Here is a 13,096-nt window from a genome sequence, read left to right on the forward strand (position 1 = left end):
ACATCAGGCCTTGTCCCATGTGCTTCATTGGTCGGACTGGCGACGAAAACACCAGTACCGGGCTTGGCAGTGCCACTGTCGTCAGCAGCAAGCCCGGATGGCAACGCATGAACGATCACAGCATTAGTTACGGCTGTAGTACTAGGCTGCAGGGATTCAACAAGACGCACGCGCCTCGCCGGGCATCAGCTCGAGGCGATCTGTCACCGCCACCAGCCGCCGGCTGAGCCAGGCTAGCAGCACGCCATAGAGGGGCAGGAAGAACGCCAGGCTGAGACCGAGCTTGATCAGGTAGTCTACCCAGGCAATCTCCGGCCAGTTGGCCGCCATGAAAGGGTCGGGGCTCTCGTAGAAGGCGATAGAGAAGAAGGCAAAGGTATCGGCGAGGTTGCCGAGCAACGTGGAGACGGCCGGTGCCACCCACCAGGCCTTCAGGGCGCGCAGGCGATCGAAAACCTGCACGTCCAGCAACTGCCCCAGCACATAGGCCAAGAAGCTTGCCAGCGCGATCCGGGCGACGAAGAGGTTCCATTCGCCCAGCCCGCCGAGTCCGGCGAAACCACCGCGCGGGAAGACCACCGAGACGACATAGGAGATCACCAGTGCTGGCAGCATCACTCGCAGCACGATGGCACGCGCCGGTTGCTTGCCGAAGAGTCGCACGGTGAGGTCGGTGGCCAGGAAGATGAAGGGGAAGCTGAAGGCACCCCAGGTGGTCTGCAGCCCGAACAGGGTGAAGGGCAGCTGGACGAGGTAATTGCTGGCAGCGATGACCAGGATATGGAAGGCGACCAGCAGTGCCAGACAGCGACGATACTGGGTCTTGGAAAGCACGAACATCACGGCATCCTTTTTGGGAGAGGGGTGAGGGAACCCTCATGGCACGAAAACCGCCCGCAGGCGAACAGGCCAGGCATTATACGGCCTGACCCATTGGCTGGCCATGGTGCGGCTTGGCGAAGGACGCCGCCGTCACAAGGTGGGCGGCGGCGTCCTGACGCGAGGTCGGCGGTATCGGTGTGGGGTCTCAGCACTGACGGGCCTCGTGGGCGGCCCCCACCGAGCGCTCCTTCATGGCCTCATGGACGTCTTTCAGGCTTGCCGGATCGTCGATGGTCGAGGGCACACCGAACTCCTTGCCATCAGCGATGTTGCGCAGCAGCTTGCGCAGGATCTTCCCGGAACGGGTCTTGGGCAGGCGGTCGACCACCAGCACCTGCTTGAAGCAGGCGATGGGACCGATCTTGTCGCGCACCAGGTCGATCAACTCCTGCTCGAGAGCCACCTCGTCGCCATCGAAGCCGTCCTTGGGAATCACCAGCCCCACCGGCAGTTGCCCCTTGAGAGCATCGTGAACGCCGATCACCGCGCATTCCGCGACGGCGGGATGGTCGCCGACAACCTCCTCCATCTCGCCGGTGGAGAAGCGATGGCCGGCAATGTTGATGACATCGTCGATGCGCCCCATGATGAACAGGTAGCCATCCTCGTCGAAGTAGCCACCGTCACCGGTTAGGTAGTAGCCGGGGAAGGCTGCCATGTAGGCGCTGTGGAAACGCTGCGGATCCCGCCACACACCGGCCAGACAGCCAGGCGGCATGGGTTGCTTGATCACCACGCTGCCCTGTTCCATGGGGCCGAGCGGTTCACCCTCGCGATCCAGCACCTGGACGTTGAAGCCGGGTACCGGCACCGTCGCGCTCCCCGCCTTGGTAGGCATCGGCTCCAACCCCTGAAGGTTGGCAGCGATCGGCCAACCGGTCTCGGTCTGCCACCAGTGATCGATCACCGGCACATCCATCAGGTCATCGAGCCAGTAGAAGGTGGGCGGATCTAATCGCTCGCCGGCCAGGAACAACGCCTTGAGGCAGGAGAGGTCATACTGAGCCATCAGCTTGGCGTCCGGGTCTTCCTTCTTTATAGCGCGGAAGGCGGTGGGCGCAGTAAAGAAACTCTTGACCCGGTACTCGCTGATCAGCCGCCAGAAGGCCCCGGCATCGGGGGTCTTCACCGGCTTGCCCTCATAAACCACGGTGGTGCAGCCGCGCAGCAGGGGGGCATAGACGATATAGGAATGACCGACCGCCCAGCCCACGTCGGCGGCCGAAAAGAAGACGTCTCCAGGGTCGACATCGTAGATGGTATCCATGGAGTAGCTCAGTGCCACGGCATAGCCGCCGGTATCCCGCACCACCCCCTTAGGCTTGCCGGTGGTGCCGGAGGTATAGAGGATATACAGCGGATCGCTGCCCTTGACCGGCACGCAGTCGGCCGGCTCGGCCTGCTCGGCCAGGGCCGCCCAGTCATGGTCGATTGCTCCCAGCTCAGCGCGGTGCTGGTCACGCTGGAACACCACGCAGGCATCGGGCTTATGGGCACTCTGCTCGATGGCCTCGTCGATGATCGGTTTGTAGGGCAGCACCCGGTCGACTTCGACACCGCAGGAGGCGGCCACCACTACCTTGGGTTCGGCGTCCTCGATGCGCACAGCCAGCTCATGGGGAGCAAAGCCACCGAACACCACCGAGTGTACGGCCCCCAGGCGCGCGCAGGCGTACATGGCGATCAGTGCCTCGGGCACCATGGGCATGTAGATCACCACCCGGTCGCCCTTTTCCACGCCCAGCTCGCGCAGCGCGCCGGCGAAACGCGCCACCTGGTCGCGCATCTCGGTGAAGGTCAGGGTCCGCTTGCTGTCAGTAACCGGGGAATCCCAAAAAATAGCTGGCTGATCGCCGCGCCCCTGCTCGATATGATGATCGAGAGCGGCATAGCAGATGTTGAGCTCGCCATCCACGAACCAGCGCGCATGATCTTTCTCGTCGTATTCGAGAATGGTGGTAGGCGGAGTGAACCAGGGAATGCGCCTGGCCTGCTCGGCCCAGAACGCCTCAGGGTGATCAATAGAACGGCGAAATTCGTCTTGGTACATGCTCATCTGCATCCTGTCAGCAATCGAAGGGAGCTTGATTGTTGACACTCTAGAGCAATCTTTCCGCTACAACCTCATACTATTGGCTAATCATCGACAAAAGTGTAAGACTTTCGCCTGCTGTTGTCGACAATAGTCGCAGATTGATGCTACTGAAGGTTGGTATTGCGAACGCCATGCCCCTGAGCAGATTCGGCGACTGACGCCAAGCTGAGCTATAGTTGAGGATACGCTGAATCAGGATGTGCATGAACAACAGATGCCATCTGCGAGCGATGGTCGCATGTCAATGCATTCAATAGCGCAGGCCAGCGGCACCCGCTTGCCGGGCCTGCTCTGCAGGAGAGATATCATGGTCAATACCCGCGATGCTTCAGCGCGTCTCCTGGCTGGCGGTGCAGCCGTCATCGACGAGGCCAGCGCCCTACTCAAGGCGATGGCCAATGACAACCGGTTGCGCATACTCTGCCTGCTCGACGGCAACGAACTCTCGGTGACCGAGCTCAACCAGCGCCTCTCGCTCAGTCAGTCGGCATTATCCCAGCACCTGGCCATCCTGCGTCGCGAGAACCTGGTAAGCACCCGGCGGGAGTCCCAGACCATCTACTACTCGCTGCATGGTGAGCGAGCGCGAACCCTCATCGAGGCTCTCGGCAGCCTGGAGCTGGAAGGCAGGCCCTGACAGCTCCGGTCAGCGCTTCTGCCAGCGTCCAGCATCGAGCATCTCGAGCCCGCGCTCGATGCCCCTCTCCACACCCCGCGACACCGTCATGCCGAGACGCTCGCCGAGCGTGTGCTTCTGCTCCAGCTTGAGGCTGATTACTCGCGCCTGCTGCATGCGCTCGACCAGATAGGCCTCGCTGGTCCCCACGGCATCCACCAGGCCCTTGTCTAGGGCATCGCTGCCATACCAGATCTCTCCGGTGGCCACCGCCTCGATGTCGAGCCCCGGCCGCCGCTCGGCCACATGGCGTTTGAAGAGCTCGTGGGTGGTCTCTAGGTCCTCACGAAACTTCTCGCGGCCCTCTTCGGTGTTCTCGCCGAAGACAGTAAGCGTTCGCTTGTAGCGCCCCGCCGTGAGCAGCTCCACGTCGATGTCATGACGCTTGAGCAGACGATGCAGGTTGGGCAGCTGGGCAACCACGCCAATGGAGCCGATCACCGCAAAGGGCGCGGCGCGCAGCTGATCGGCGGCGCAAGCCATCAGGTAACCGCCGCTGGCCGCGACCTTGTCGACACACACCGTGGTGGCGAGACCCGCCGCGCGCAAGCGATCCAGCTCGGCGGCCGCCAGGCCGTAGCCATGCACCAGGCCGCCAGCCGACTCCAGGCGTAGCATCACCTCGTCCCCCTCGCCGGCTACCGCCAGCACGGCCGAGACTTCCTCGGCGAGCTGCCCGGTGCCACTGGCCTTGATGTCGCCATGGAAATCGAGCACCCAGACTGTCGACAACGCCTCGCCTTCACCCTTGCGGCCGCAACGGCCCTGCTCCTTGTCATCGCGACGGAAGGCCTTGACCAGGCGCTTGCGAGCCCCAGGCTGGCTGGCGGCCAGCTGCATGCGTCGGCGACGATGGCGACGTATGCCGTTGAGCTCCTCGAGCCGCAGGCGGCTGCGCTCTCCCGTCTCACCTCGAAGGCGCCGTATCATCGCCACTGCCAGGACGAGAACCACCACAAAGGTCAACAACTGCGCTACGAACATGCCGAATTCCGTCAGCCACTCGTTCACTGCCTTCTCCTTGATGTCACTGGTTATCGCCAGGCTAGCCCCAGGTTGGACCTGCCGACCCCGGGTGCTTGAAGCACGCTCCTGATTCCCCTACGCTGCGACGCTGGATGTCCGGCTCACCCAAGGATTCCCATGTCAGATGCCCTCATCGACAAGCTTCGACGCCGTTTCGACCCTCTTGCCGCCAGCGGCATGTATGAAGTCTTCCAGTTCCACTTCACCGATGCCGACGACCATTACCTAGTCGTGGACGACGGCCGGCTGGAGATCCACGAGGGTGAGCACGACAAACCATCGGTCAGCCTGAATATGAGCAGCGCGACCCTTAAGGGGGTGTTGAGCGGCGAAATCAACGGCATGAATGCCTTCATGACCGGCCGGCTCAAGGCCACCGGCAATGTGATGCTGGCCACGCGGCTGACTCGCCTGTTTGCAGACTACAAAGATTCCGAACGCTGAGGCCGTGCCCTCGCGTGGGACCCCGACGGCGCACTTGCTAGCCGCGAGGATCGACCTCCCTGAGGTGGGTCTCGATCAGCGCCCGGGAGATCGAATACAGCGGCGGCAGCTGGGGCAGACGCCTGGGGCTGAACCAGGCGGCATCGGCAATCTCGACGCCGTCGATGTGAATCCGACGGCTGGCCGCCTCAGCGAAAAAGCCCAGCATCAACGAGTGAGGGAAGGGCCAGGCCTGGCTCTTATAGTAGCTGATGCGCCCCACGCTGAGCCCTACCTCTTCGAAGATCTCCCGTCGCACGGCCTCCTCGGCCGACTCGCCGGGTTCGATGAATCCGGCCAGGGTCGAATAGCGCCCGGCGGGGAAACGCGGGCTACGGGCCAGCAGCAGCGCCTCGCCATGGGTCACCAAGGTAATGATACAGGGCGAGATGCGCGGATAGTTGCGGTGGCCGCAGCGCTCGCAATGCATGGCAAACTCGCTGTCGAGTCGCTTCGCCGGTGCCCCGCAGCGCCCACAAAAGCGATGGTTGTCGAGCCAGGCCGCCACCTCCAGCGCGGTGGAGAGCAGCGGGAACCAGGATTCCGGCAGGCAAGCCAGCCAAGTCCGAGCATCGAGCCAGTCCTCTCCCGGCGTCTGCTCCACCGAGAGCGCCACCGGCTCGTCATACCACCAGCACAGCGGCTGCATCCATTCATGCCAGGGCTGGAAGGGCTGCAGCGGGCTTTCGTCAATGCCGGGGGCAATGCGTCCCTCCGCCAGGCGAATGACCCGTCCGGCCGTCTCCTCGCTGGGCAGTTCCCGTCGCAGCATCAAAAAGCCCCCTCTCCACTCGGAAGGTCGGGATGTGCATCCCAGCGACACTCACCAGCGGCATCGCGGATGCGCGCCAGTTTGGCCCGGTGGGCCGTCAGTTCGGCTTCGTCAGGGAGTACCACCCGCAACTGCCCCGGCGAGAGGCTGAGCCGTCGAATGGCTAGCCCCTGCGGCTCACCATCACGCGCTTGCGAGGTCGCCGAGGGATCCAGGGAGAGCAGGGTCTGGCCTCCGGTCATCGCCAGGTAGACGTCGGCGAGGATCTCGGCGTCGAGCAGCGCGCCGTGCAGCACGCGATGACCATTGTCGATCTCGTAGCGCTTGCATAGCGCGTCCAGGCTGTTGCGCTGACCGGGATGCTTATTGCGGGCCAGAGCCAAGGTATCGAGAATCCGGCAATGTTCGGCCACCGGACCGAGGCGAGGCTCGCCGCGCCGGGCATTGAGCATGCCAAACTCATGGTCGATGAAGCCCACATCGAAGGGGGCGTTGTGAATCACCAGTTCGGCTCCCTTGATGAAGGCCCAAAAGGCATCGGCGATCTCGGCGAAGCGCGGCTCCTCGGCGACACGCTCATTGGTGATGCCATGCATGCTCACTGCCCCGGCCTCGATCTCCCGCTCGGGGTTGATGTACTGATGATAGCGGTTGCCGGTGAGGCGGCGGTTGATCATCTCCACTGCCCCGATCTCGATCAGGCGGTGGCCATCACGCGGATCGATGCCGGTGGTCTCGGTATCCAGGATGATCTGACGCATGCGTCTCTCTCGTCGGCTCTCAGGAAGGTGGGTGGTCAGGCACGGGCGCGGTGCGCGTCGATGGCGTCGTTGGCCAGCGCATCGGCCCGCTCGTTGCCGGCATGGCCACTGTGCCCCTTGATCCAGTGCCATTCGATCTGGTGGCGCTGGGTCTCCTCGTGAAGCTCGCGCCACAGCTCGGCGTTCTTGACCGGCTGGCGGGCGGCGGTCTTCCAGCCACGCTTGATCCAGTTGTGGATCCACTCGGTGATCCCCTTGCGCAGGTACTCGGAATCGGTCCACAGCTCGACCCGACAAGGGCGTTTGAGCTCGCGCAGCGACATGATCGCCGCCATCAGCTCCATGCGGTTGTTGGTGGTCACCGCCTCGAAGCCCTTGAGCGCCTTCTCGTGGCGGCCGCTGACCAGCAGAGCGCCCCATCCGCCGGGGCCGGGATTACCACGGCAGGCCCCGTCGGTATAGATGGTCACTGTCGGGAGGGGCTCAACGCGGCGTCTGTCAGTCACCCTTGCGGTTCCTTTCCGGTTGTGGCCCGACGCGCCTCGCACTGCCCATTGCCGGCCCGGCCAGGGGGCGAGCCGGCGCGAAGCGCGAAGGCTGAGACTGGGCCAGTTGCGCCCGGCGGCGGGCGTGGATCATGTAGCTGTCACCCAGCGGCAGGTTGTGGCGCCGCCCCAGGGTCTCCAGCACACTATTGCGCGGCAGACGGCAGGGCAGATGAAAACCGCAATAGTCTACCCGCTCGATCTCGAAATCGACAAACGCTAGCCAGTCGCCGAGCCGTGCGGGCGAGCGCCAGTGGCCTCGCCAAGGCATGCGGCGTCGTCTGCCCGGCCAGAGGCGCGACAGGCCGCCGGCGCTCAGCGGGTTCCAGCCGAAGATGATCAAGCGGCCGGTGTCGGCGGTAACACGCGCCGCCTCCTGCAGCATGTGGTGAGGTTCGGCGATCACCTCCAGCAGGTGGTGGACCACCACCAGGCTCAGGCTATCATCTGGAAGAGGCAGGGCATCCGGCGGGCACACCAGGGTCGAGTCGTGATCCGCCATCTCGCGATTCGGCGACCACGCCAGGGCATGGCGAATCGAGCAGATATCGCTGAGCACCGGGGCCATGCCCAGCTCCAGGCTGTGTCGGCCGACAAGGCGCTCGCAGACCGGCCCCAGGCAGGCGCGCTCGGCCCGCCACAGCGACTGGCCAGCCGGTGACGCCCAGTAATGGCGCCCCGCGCCGACCAGCCGAGCCAGGGCATAGGGGTCCCGCGAATTTGACATGGTGCCGTTTCCTCTCCACTGTCACTAGTTTTGTAACCCATATCGCAACGAATCGCGGCAACGTCTGGCAATGTCTATGTACAAGGATGCTGAGCCCATGTTGAGCGTGACCCCAATACCCGCCTTTAGCGACAACTATATCTGGCTGCTGCGCCAGGATACGAGCCAGGCAGTCTGCGTGGTGGACCCCGGCGATGCAACGCCGGTGATCGACTGGCTAGAGCGCGAGAGACTGGAACTCGACACGGTATTGATCACACACCACCACCACGACCATACCGGTGGGCTGGCGGAGCTGATCAAGCGCTATTCGCCGCGAGTGATCGGCCCGGACAATCCCGAGATCCATGGCATCGACGAGCGGGTCGGCGATGGCGACAAGGTCAGGGTGATGGGCAGACTCTTCGAGGTACTCGCCCTACCCGGCCACACTCTGGACCATATCGGCTTCTTTACGCCAGGCATTCCTCCTTTGCTGTTCAGCGGCGATGTGCTGTTCAGTGCCGGCTGCGGCCGGCTCTTCGAAGGCACGCCGGAGCAGATGCATGAATCACTCGGACGTCTCGACGCCCTGCCGGCGGATACCCTGGTATTCGCCGCCCACGAGTACACCCTGGCCAACCTGGCGTTCGCCCGCGCCGCCGACCCGGATAATCCCGATATCGCAGAGGCCGAGGCAGAGTGCCAGCGCGCCCGCGAGCTCGACCGCCCCACCCTGCCTACCACGCTGGACCGCGAACGTCGCATCAATCCTTTCCTGCGCTGTGCCTCGGACGGCGTGCGTCAGACCGCCTCGGCGCATGGTGACACTGGCAGCGAACTGGCGACCTTCACCACGCTGCGCGCCTGGAAGGATGATTTCTGAACTCGCCATTGACCGATGACACCAGGCCTGCCCGAGACGGCAGGCTCACGCCTGAGCAGGAGATCACTTCACGATGATCTACCACATGACACGCCAACAGATCCTGGGCTTCACCAGCTGTCTCGCACTGATGGGGTCATTGATGGCCACCGGCGACAGCCACGCCTCACCGCCCCCCCAGCACGGCCTCCAGGACGATTCGGCCAGTCATGCGTCCTCACTCCCCGCGAGTCGGACCTTCTGGAATGCCCTAGCTCTCGAGCCGGCAGACGCCTGGTCGCAGCTTGCCGAGGCCTTCCAGTGGCAATCGGATGCCGATCGTCCGCGCGTCCAGGCGTGGATCGATCACTATCGCCAGAGCCCGCACAACATCGTCGAGATCACCGAGCGCGCCAGGCCCTGGCTGGCCTGGATCACCGAGCGGGTAGAGGAGCGCGGCCTGCCTGGCGAGGTCGCCCTGATCCCCTTCATCGAGAGCTCCTTTGATCCCTCCGCCCGCAGCCATCGCGGGGCAGCCGGCCTTTGGCAGTTCATGCCCGGCACCGCGTATGCTCTGGGGCTTCACCGCGGCGGTGGCTACGATGGTCGTCTGGACGTGGCACGCTCCACGCGTGCCGCCCTGGATTATATCGAGATGCAGGCCGAGCAGTGGTACGAGGGCGACATCGAACTCTCCCTGGCGGCCTACAATGCCGGTGCCGGCACCGTGAACCATGCCCGAAGCGCGGTGCTCGCTGAGGGCGGGTCTGGTCATTACTGGGATCTCACCTTGCCGGGTCAGGCCATGGACTATGTTCCCAAGCTGATCGCCATCTCGGCAATCATCGCCGAGCCACAGCGCTACGATGTCGACCTGCCGGACATCGAGGCCACGCCAGCCGTTGCCGCCATCCCGGTGATCCGCCCCATCAACCTCGACGAGGCGGCCCGCCTGGCGGGGGTCTCGCCCGCGGCCCTGGCCGACCTCAATCCTGGCCTGCTGGGCAACCGGGCCGATCCCCGCCACGTCAGACGGCTGCTGGTCCCCGCCGACAGCGCCGAACGCCTGATGGCTCGAATGACCAGCGAAGGGCCGAACCAGCCACCGGCCGGTAGCGACGAGATCTATGTGGTCCAGCGGGGAGACAACCTCTCGGCGATTGCCTCACGCCATGCCGTGGCGATGCGTGACCTGGCACGCTGGAACGACATCGAGCGACTCGATGCTTTACAACCGGGACAACAGCTGACACTTTCCGGTAGATGATGACCGCGGCCTGCGGCCCCACCGGCGGCTATCTCAGCTATCTGTTTATAAGGAACCTGATTGATGCGACACGCTGCCCTTGGCCTGCTGCTGGGAACTCTGCTCGGTGGGCCGGCGCTTGCCGCCGACGTGGCCACCGTGCATGGCCTGTCCCTCTATGGCGAGCCGGCCCTGCCGGCGGATTTCACGCACTTCCCGTATGCCAATCCCGACGCTCCGGTGGGCGGCAGCCTGGTGCGCTCGGCCATCGGCAGCTTCGACTCCACCAACCCCTTCATCGTCCGCGGGACACCGGCCACCGGCCTGACCGAGATCTACGATACCCTGCTAGCCCAGAATCCCGACGAACCCTTCTCGATGTATGGCCTGCTTGCTGAAGGCGTGCGGCTGGATCCGGATCGGCAGTGGATTGAGTTTGACCTTGATCCCGACGCCCGCTTCCACGATGGCCAGCCGGTCACCGCCGAGGACGTGGTGTTCAGCTTCGCGACCCTGACGGAGCAGGGTCAGCCCTTCTATAGTGCCTACTATGCGGACGTCGCGGGAGTTCGCGCCGTGGACGAGGATACCGTGCGCTTCGACCTCGCCGACAGCGAATCGCGAGAGTTGCCGCTGATCATCGGTCAATTGCCGATCCTGCCCGCCCACTTCTGGCAGGATCGGGACTTCGAAGCCACCACCCGCGATGCGCTGCTCGGCTCCGGCCCCTACCGCATCGCCCTGGTCGAGCCTGGACGCCGTATCGTCTACGAGCGGGTCGAGGACTACTGGGGGCAGGATCTGCCGGTCAACCGCGGCCGCCACAACATCCAGCGTCTTGTCTACGACTACTACCGCGACCAAACGGTCGCCCTCGAGGCCTTCAAGGCCGGCAATCTCGACATGCGCATCGAGACCAGTGCCCGCAACTGGGCGACCGCCTACGACTTCCCGGCACTGGAAGCAGGGTTCGTCAAGCGCCTCGAGGTCCCCGACGGCCAGCCCGCCGGCATGCAGGCCTATGTGATGAACCTGCGCCGCGACAAGTTTCAGGACGTACGGGTTCGCGAGGCCCTCAACCTGGCCTTCGACTTCGAATGGCTCAACCGCAACCTCTTCTATGGTGCCTACCAGCGCACCCGGAGCTACTTCGCCAACTCCGAGATGGCCGCCGAGGGCTTGCCGAGTGAGGCCGAACTGGCCCTCCTCGAGCCCCACCGCGAGGCCTTGCCCGAACGGGTCTTTAAGCAACCCCTGCCGATCACGCAACCCGAGGCGATGCGCCCTCGGCTTGCCAAGGCGTTGGCGCTGCTCAACGAGGCCGGATACGTGGTGCGCGATGGCGTCATGACCCATCTCGATTCCGGGGCGCCACTGAGAATCGAGGTACTGCTCTTCGACACCCAGTTCGAACGGGTCGTGCAACCGCTGCTCCAGAACCTGGCCAAGCTCGGGATCGAGGGCGATATTCGTATCGTCGACATCAACCAGTATCTCAACCGGCTGCGCAGCTTTGACTTCGACATCATCGTCGGCAGCTTCCCCCAGTCGGTCAATCCTGGCAACGAGCAGCGCGACTTCTGGACCAGCGAGTACGCCGAGGTGCCGCAGAGCCGCAACCTGATCGGGCTCAGCGACCCGGCGATCGATGATCTCGTCGATGCCCTGATCGCCGCCGACTCGCGAGAGGCGCTGGACACGGCCGCCAGAGCGCTGGATCGGGTGCTGCGCTGGGGCTTCTATGTCATTCCTCAGTGGCACCTCGGGAAGACACGCATCGCCCTGTGGGACAAGTTCGGCTGGCAGGAGCCCTTCCCCGCGTACAACCTGGATCTGAGCGCCTGGTGGGTGGACCCCGAGCGTGGCGCCGAGATCGAGGCTCGCCAACGCAATCGCTAAGGAGCATGATCGGGACCCTATCCGCCGGGTTGCCTTCATCCGTGGAGTAAGGATACGCCGTGGCCCGCTATGTACTGCGCCGCCTGCTACTGATGATTCCCACCCTGCTGGGGATCATGCTGCTCAATTTCATCATCGTCCAGGCGGCTCCCGGCGGCCCGATCGACCAGGTGCTGGCACGCTTCCAGGGCCTCTCCAGCCAGGCGAGTACCCGCATGGAGGGAGGTGGCGGAGACGTCGCCTCGGGCAGCGGCGAGTCGCGCGGCGCCCGTGGCATCCCGCCCGCCTTCATCGCCAAGCTGGAGACGCAGTTTGGCTTCGACCAGCCCGCTTATGAGCGCTTCATAGGGATGATTGCCGACTACGCCACCTTCGATTTTGGCGAAAGCTTCTTCCGCGGCGAGAAGGTCACCACACTGATGCTCGAGCGACTGCCTGTGTCGATCTCGCTGGGGCTGTGGACCACCCTGGTGGTCTATCTGGTGTCGATCCCGCTGGGCATTCGCAAGGCGCTGAGCCACGGCTCGCGCTTTGACGTCTGGAGTTCGGGCCTGGTGATCGTCGGCTATGCCATTCCCGGCTTCCTGTTCGCTATCCTACTCATCGTGCTGTTCGCCGGTGGCAGCTACTGGGATCTGTTCCCGCTGCGCGGCCTCACCTCGTCGGATTACAGTGAGCTTTCGGCCTGGGGCAAGGTCAAGGACTATCTCTGGCATATCACCCTGCCGGTGATCGCCTCGTCGATCGGCAGCTTCGCGACCCTGACCATGCTGACCAAGAACAGTTTTCTCGACGAAGTGCATAAGCAGTACGTGCTCACCGCGCGCGCCAAGGGCGCCAGCGACCGTCGGGTGCTCTACGGCCACGTTTTTCGCAACGCCATGCTGATCATCATCGCCGGCCTGCCGGCCGCGCTGGTCGGCATTTTCTTCACCGGCTCGCTGCTGATCGAGGTGATCTTCTCGCTCAACGGGCTGGGCCTGCTCGGCTTCGAGGCAGTGATGCAGCGCGACTATCCGGTGATCTTCGGCACCCTCTACCTGTATACCCTGATCGGGCTAATCCTGAAGCTGATCTCAGACCTGACCTATGTGTGGGTGGACCCGCGCATCGACTTCGAGACACGGGAGTCCTGAGCCG

Annotated in this window: 13 protein-coding genes; 6 read left to right on the forward strand and 7 right to left on the reverse strand. The window is 64.1% G+C overall.

Annotated elements, in window-relative coordinates; translation table 11 throughout:
- Positions 1 to 156: 156 nt before the first annotated feature.
- Together DFO68_RS12120 and DFO68_RS12125 are read right to left on the reverse strand one after the other, a co-directional pair.
- Entirely contained in the window at positions 157 to 840 is a 684-nt protein-coding gene (locus DFO68_RS12120) for a 7-cyano-7-deazaguanine/7-aminomethyl-7-deazaguanine transporter (protein ID WP_133483901.1), read from the reverse strand.
- Positions 841 to 1,027: 187 nt separating this feature from the next.
- Positions 1,028 to 2,938 carry a propionyl-CoA synthetase gene (locus tag DFO68_RS12125; RefSeq protein ID WP_133483902.1) on the reverse strand — a complete coding sequence of 637 codons (1,911 nt, stop codon included), beginning with the start codon at positions 2,936 to 2,938 and terminating at the stop codon, positions 1,028 to 1,030.
- Between the two features lie 346 nt (positions 2,939 to 3,284).
- Between DFO68_RS12125 and DFO68_RS12130 the strand changes: the two genes are divergently transcribed.
- Positions 3,285 to 3,614 (forward strand): ArsR/SmtB family transcription factor, encoded by a 330-nt coding sequence (locus DFO68_RS12130; protein WP_133483903.1) that lies wholly within the window; start codon positions 3,285 to 3,287, stop codon positions 3,612 to 3,614.
- 9 nt (positions 3,615 to 3,623) lie between these two features.
- Here DFO68_RS12130 and sohB read toward each other — a convergent pair whose 3' ends face one another.
- A complete protein-coding gene (gene sohB / locus DFO68_RS12135) occupies positions 3,624 to 4,664 on the reverse strand; it encodes a protease SohB (protein WP_133483904.1) in 1,041 nt (346 codons plus the stop codon).
- Between the two features lie 132 nt (positions 4,665 to 4,796).
- Between sohB and DFO68_RS12140 the strand changes: the two genes are divergently transcribed.
- Entirely contained in the window at positions 4,797 to 5,123 is a 327-nt protein-coding gene (locus DFO68_RS12140) for an SCP2 sterol-binding domain-containing protein (RefSeq protein ID WP_133483905.1), read from the forward strand.
- 37 nt (positions 5,124 to 5,160) lie between these two features.
- On the opposite strand, the gene nudC is transcribed toward DFO68_RS12140, so the two are convergent.
- Genes nudC through DFO68_RS12160 form a run of 4 tightly spaced genes read right to left on the reverse strand, consistent with a single transcriptional unit; the run spans position 5,161 to position 7,967 of the window.
- Complete coding sequence (nudC, locus tag DFO68_RS12145) at positions 5,161 to 5,934, reverse strand: NAD(+) diphosphatase (protein WP_133483906.1); 774 nt, start codon at positions 5,932 to 5,934, stop codon at positions 5,161 to 5,163.
- Positions 5,934 to 6,695: a DNA polymerase III subunit epsilon gene (dnaQ, locus tag DFO68_RS12150; RefSeq protein ID WP_133483907.1), complete on the reverse strand. Its 762-nt coding sequence runs from the start codon at positions 6,693 to 6,695 to the stop codon at positions 5,934 to 5,936. The genes nudC and dnaQ overlap by 1 nt, the downstream gene beginning before the upstream one ends.
- A gap of 35 nt (positions 6,696 to 6,730) precedes the next feature.
- Positions 6,731 to 7,201, reverse strand: a complete 471-nt coding sequence (rnhA, locus tag DFO68_RS12155; RefSeq protein ID WP_133483908.1) for a ribonuclease HI — start codon at positions 7,199 to 7,201, stop codon at positions 6,731 to 6,733.
- Positions 7,194 to 7,967: a class I SAM-dependent methyltransferase gene (locus DFO68_RS12160; RefSeq protein WP_133483909.1), complete on the reverse strand. Its 774-nt coding sequence runs from the start codon at positions 7,965 to 7,967 to the stop codon at positions 7,194 to 7,196. Before DFO68_RS12160 ends, rnhA begins: the two co-directional genes overlap by 8 nt.
- Before the next feature lie 97 nt (positions 7,968 to 8,064).
- Between DFO68_RS12160 and gloB the strand changes: the two genes are divergently transcribed.
- From gloB to DFO68_RS12180, 4 genes are all read left to right on the forward strand, one after another.
- Complete coding sequence (gloB, locus tag DFO68_RS12165; RefSeq protein ID WP_133483910.1) at positions 8,065 to 8,832, forward strand: hydroxyacylglutathione hydrolase; 768 nt, start codon at positions 8,065 to 8,067, stop codon at positions 8,830 to 8,832.
- 85 nt (positions 8,833 to 8,917) lie between these two features.
- Positions 8,918 to 10,078 carry a transglycosylase SLT domain-containing protein gene (locus DFO68_RS12170; protein WP_347813128.1) on the forward strand — a complete coding sequence of 387 codons (1,161 nt, stop codon included), beginning with the start codon at positions 8,918 to 8,920 and terminating at the stop codon, positions 10,076 to 10,078.
- A 63-nt stretch (positions 10,079 to 10,141) separates the two neighbouring features.
- Positions 10,142 to 11,956 (forward strand): extracellular solute-binding protein, encoded by a 1,815-nt coding sequence (locus tag DFO68_RS12175; protein ID WP_133483912.1) that lies wholly within the window; start codon positions 10,142 to 10,144, stop codon positions 11,954 to 11,956.
- Positions 11,957 to 12,015: 59 nt separating this feature from the next.
- A complete protein-coding gene (locus tag DFO68_RS12180) occupies positions 12,016 to 13,092 on the forward strand; it encodes a microcin C ABC transporter permease YejB (protein ID WP_133483913.1) in 1,077 nt (358 codons plus the stop codon).
- Positions 13,093 to 13,096 lie beyond the last annotated feature (4 nt).

Origin of the sequence: Halomonas ventosae (assembly GCF_004361885.1) — a bacterium.
Classification (GTDB): Bacteria; Pseudomonadota; Gammaproteobacteria; order Pseudomonadales; family Halomonadaceae; genus Halomonas; species Halomonas ventosae_C.